General features: G+C 72.2%; 2 protein-coding genes. One reads left to right on the top strand and one right to left on the bottom strand.

The window, feature by feature from the left end:
- Positions 1 to 47 precede the first annotated feature (47 nt).
- Complete coding sequence (gene serB, locus ACFU74_RS36325; RefSeq protein ID WP_380764403.1) at positions 48 to 1322, bottom strand: phosphoserine phosphatase SerB; 1275 nt, start codon at positions 1320 to 1322, stop codon at positions 48 to 50.
- A 338-nt stretch (positions 1323 to 1660) separates the two neighbouring features.
- On the opposite strand from serB, the gene ACFU74_RS36320 reads away from it, so the two are divergent.
- Positions 1661 to 4282 (top strand): FHA domain-containing protein, encoded by a 2622-nt coding sequence (locus ACFU74_RS36320; protein ID WP_380764402.1) that lies wholly within the window; start codon positions 1661 to 1663, stop codon positions 4280 to 4282.
- Positions 4283 to 4344 lie beyond the last annotated feature (62 nt).

Below are 4344 nucleotides of genomic sequence, written 5' to 3'. Positions count from 1 at the left end.
GTGCGGACCAGGTCCGCACGCCCCTCAGCCGTTCGCCACGCGGCCCGTCAGCCGGCCGCCGGAGCGCCGTCCTCGTCCGCACCGTCCAGGACGTCGGCCGCCTCGACCTCCTCGCGGGTGATCCCGAGCAGGTAGAGCACGGTGTCCAGGAACGGCACGTTCACGGCGGTGTCGGCCGCCTGCCGCACCACCGGCTTCGCGTTGAACGCCACGCCCAGCCCGGCCGCGTTCAGCATGTCCAGGTCGTTGGCGCCGTCGCCGATCGCCACCGTCTGCTCCAGCGGCACCTTGGCCTGCTCGGCGAACCGGGTCAGCCAGCGCGCCTTGCCCGCCCGGTCGACGATCTCGCCGACCACCCGGCCGGTGAACTTCCCGTCCACCACCTCCAGGGTGTTCGCCGCCGCGAAGTCCAGCCCCAGCTGCTCCACCAGGTGGTCGGTGACCTGGGTGAACCCGCCGGACACCACCGCCACCTGGAAGCCCAGCCGCTGGAGCGTGCGGATCAGGGTGCGGGCACCCGGGGTGAAGCGCACCTCCGCGCGGACCTTGTCGGTCACCGAGGCGTCCAGCCCGGCCAGCAGCGCCACCCGGGCGTGCAGCGACTCGGCGAAGTCCAGCTCGCCGCGCATCGCCGCCGCCGTCACCTCGGCGACCTCCGCCTCGCAGCCCGCGTGGGCGGCGAACAGCTCGATCACCTCGTCCTGGATCAGCGTCGAGTCGACGTCCATGACGACCAGCCGCTTGGCCCGCCGCTCCAGCCCGGCCGCCACCACCGCGACGTCCACCCGCTGGGTGGCCGCCTCCAGCGCCAGCTCGGCGCGCAGCCGCTCGGTGGCCACGCCCGAGACGGCCAGCTCGACGGCGGTCACCGGGTACTTGGCGAGCCGGAAGACGCGGTCGATGTTGCCGCCGGACTCGGTGATCCGGGAGGTGAGCGCGGCGACCGCGGAGGCGGTCAGCGGGTGGCCGAGGACGGTGACGTGCGAGCGGCCCTCGCGGCGCGGCCGGTTGTCGCCGATGCCGGAGATGATCTCGGCCTGGAGCTTCTGGTCCTCGGCCCAGCGGTGCACCAGGGCCCGCAGACCGCCCTCGGCGCCGGGCGCGGCGGGGGCGGTGACCAGGACGCACAGCGTTATCCGGCCACGGGTCACCACCTGCTCGATGTCGACGACCTCCAGGCCGTACCCGGCCAGGGTGGCGAAGAGCCCGGTGGTGATACCGGGACGGTCCTTGCCGAACACCTTGACGAGCAGGGTGCGCCCGTCCTCGGTCCGGGGCTGCGGGGCGGTGAGCGGCTCGGCGGCCAAGGGCGATGCGTTCATGGTGCCTCCCACGCTACCCGCAGCCCGGCGCGGCGACGGCACCCGTCCGGGTCGTGGACGGCCTCCGGGCGAGCCCTGGGACGGGCCTGCCGACCGTCCCCGGGGCGGCCTGCCGACCGGCGCCCGGACCGCCCCCGGGACCGGTGCCCGGACCTGCGGCGGAGCCGGTCGTACAAGGGCGGTCCGCGAATCGTTGCCGCCTGGTCACAGTCCGCGGGGGCGGCTTTCACCCGCGCCCGGCGGGCTGGAATGATTCCCCCGTCAGATTCACGATCATTTCGCCCCGACCTGACCGGGGCGCACCATCGGGGGAACCGAGAGAGCGGGGCAGACGAGCAGTGCCGCAACTCGTCATCGAGATCAACGGACAGCAGCGGGTCCTGGAACCCGGGCGGTCCTACACCATCGGTCGCAACCCGCAGTCGGACTTCCAGTTCGACGACGCGCGGGTCTCCTGGCAGCACGCCACCATCTCGTTCAACGGGGCCGGTTGGCAGCTGGACGACCACGGGAGCACCAACGGCACCTACACCGGCGGCGCCCGCACGATGCAGGCGCAGCTGTTCCCGGGCGCCGTGGTCAACCTCGGCAACGCCGAGAACGGCCCCCGGCTCGCCTTCTCCGCGCCGGCCGCCCAGCCCGCCGCCCAGGCGCAGGCCTGGCACGAGGCGACCACCAGCCGCAGCCCCGCCCCGCAGCCGCACGCCGTCCAGCCGCCGCAGCAGCAGTGGCAGGCCCCGGCGGCGCAGCAGCACTACCCGCAGCAGGCACAGGCAGCCCAGCCGCCGCACCAGCAGCAGTGGCCGCAGCAGCACGTCCAGCCGCAGCCGCCGCACGCGCAGCCGCAGCACGTCCAGGCGCCGCACGCGCAGCCGTTCCCGCAGCAGCAGGGCTTCCCGCAGCCGTCGCCCGCCGAGCACGACGGCGGCCCGCAGCCGACGATCATCCGCAACCTGACCGCCGGCATGAAGACCATCCGGATCGGCCGCGCGCTCGACAACGACATCGTCGTCTCCGACCTCCAGGTCTCCCGCCACCACGCCGAGCTGCGCCAGCTGCCGGACGGCCGCTACGAGATCGTCGACCTCGGCAGCCACAACGGCATCTTCCTCAACGGCCAGCGCGTCGAGCGCCAGCTGATCGGCGCCCAGGACCGGCTGACCGTCGGCCACTCCAGCTTCGTGCTGGTCGGCGACCAGCTCCAGGAGTTCGTCGACACCGGCGCGGTCTCCTTCTCCGCCCGCCACCTGACCGTCGAGGTCGAGCACAAGGGCGGCAAGAAGATCCTGCTCAACGACGTCAGCTTCGGCGTCCCGGAGAAGTCCCTGGTCGCCGTCATCGGACCGTCCGGCTCCGGCAAGTCGACCCTGCTGCGCGCCCTCACCGGCTACCGCCCGGCCGACCGCGGCGACGTCCTCTACGACGGCCGCAACCTCTACAAGCAGTTCGCCGAGCTGCGCTCGCGGATCGGCCTGGTGCCGCAGTCGGAGATCCTGCACAAGGAGCTGACCGTCCGCACCGGCCTCAAGTACGCGGCCCGGCTGCGCTTCCCCGGCGACACCGAGGCGCGCGAGCGCGAGGCGCGGATCGACGAGGTCCTCTACGAGCTGCGCCTGGACAAGCGCGCCGACAACCGGATCACCGCGCTCTCCGGCGGCCAGCAGAAGCGCGTCTCGGTCGCCCTGGAACTGCTCACCAAGCCCTCGCTGATCTTCCTGGACGAGCCCACCTCGGGCCTCGACCCGGGCATGGACCGCGAGGTCATGCAGATGCTGCGCGGCCTCGCCGACGACGGCCGCACCATCCTGGTCGTCACCCACTCGGTGGCCGAACTCGCGCTCTGCGACCGGCTGCTGGTGATGGCGCCGGGCGGCTCGGTGGCGTACTTCGGCCCGCCGGACGAGGCCCTGCACTTCTTCGGGTACGAGACCTGGGCCGACATCTTCCAGGCCTTCGAGAACTACCCGGACCACGACTGGGCCGGCCGCTACCGGGGCTCGGTGCACTACCAGCAGTACTCCGCCGACGTGGACTCCGGCGCCGTGCAGCCGGTGCAGTCCGCGCAGATCGTGCAGGAGGCCGTCCGCCCGCCCAAGCCGCAGAGCTGGGGCTCGCAGCTGTGGACGCTGATCCGCCGCTACGTCTCGGTGCTCGCCTCCGACCGCGGCTTCCTGGCGCTGTCGATCCTGCTGCCGGCGGTGCTCGGCGCGGTCAGCGTGCTGATCCCGAACGAGGCCGGCCTGGCCCCCAACCCCAAGAGCCAGCTGGGGCTGAACAGCGGGGCCGCGACGATCATGCTGATCCTGGCGATCGGCGCCTGCTTCTCCGGAGCGGCCAACTCGGTCCGCGAGCTGATCAAGGAACGGGCGATCTACGAACGGGAACGGGCCACCGGGCTCTCCCGCTCGGCGTACATGATGTCCAAGATCATCGTGCTGGGCTTCTTCAGCGTCGTCCAGGGCGCGATCATCTCCGCCGTCGGCTTCCTGCCGCGCAAGCTGCCCTCCGACGGCCTGGTCGTCAAGAGCCTGCCGATCCTGGAGATGAGCCTCGGCCTGATCCTGCTCAGCTTCGCCTCGATGATGTTCGGCCTGGCGATCTCCGCGCTGGTCAAGACCGCCGAGAAGACCATGCCGCTGCTGGTGATGTTCGCGATCATCCAGGTCGTCTTCACCGGCTGCCTCTTCCAGGTCTTCTCCAAGCCCGGCCTGGAGCAGTTCGCCTGGCTGATGCCGGCCCGCTGGGGCACCGGCATGGTCGCCACCACGCTGGACCTCTCGCACCTGCTCGGCCCCTGGAACAAGGACTTCCAGAACCCCGAGTACGACGCGATCTGGGGCCCCAACGCCGGCCAGTTCTGGTTCGACGCCGGGATCCTGATCGTGATGTCGGTCCTCATCGGCATCGTGGTGACCCGCCTCCAGCGCCGCCACGAGCCCGAGGTCATGCAGAAGGGCTGACCGCCCGCCCGACCGCTCGCCGCACCGCCCGCGGGGGCGGCCCACCCCACCGGGGAGGGCGC

Origin of the sequence: Kitasatospora sp. NPDC057500 (genome assembly GCF_042802195.1) — a bacterium.
GTDB lineage: Bacteria > Actinomycetota > Actinomycetes > Streptomycetales > Streptomycetaceae > Kitasatospora.
This window is presented reverse-complemented; position numbering and strand designations above follow the sequence as displayed.

What these genes read in the sequence shown, in the direction of transcription:
- serB (WP_380764403.1), bottom strand. Translation starts at nt 1,322, where the DNA reads ATGAACGCATCGCCCTTGGCCGCCGAGCCGCTCACCGCCCCGCAGCCC.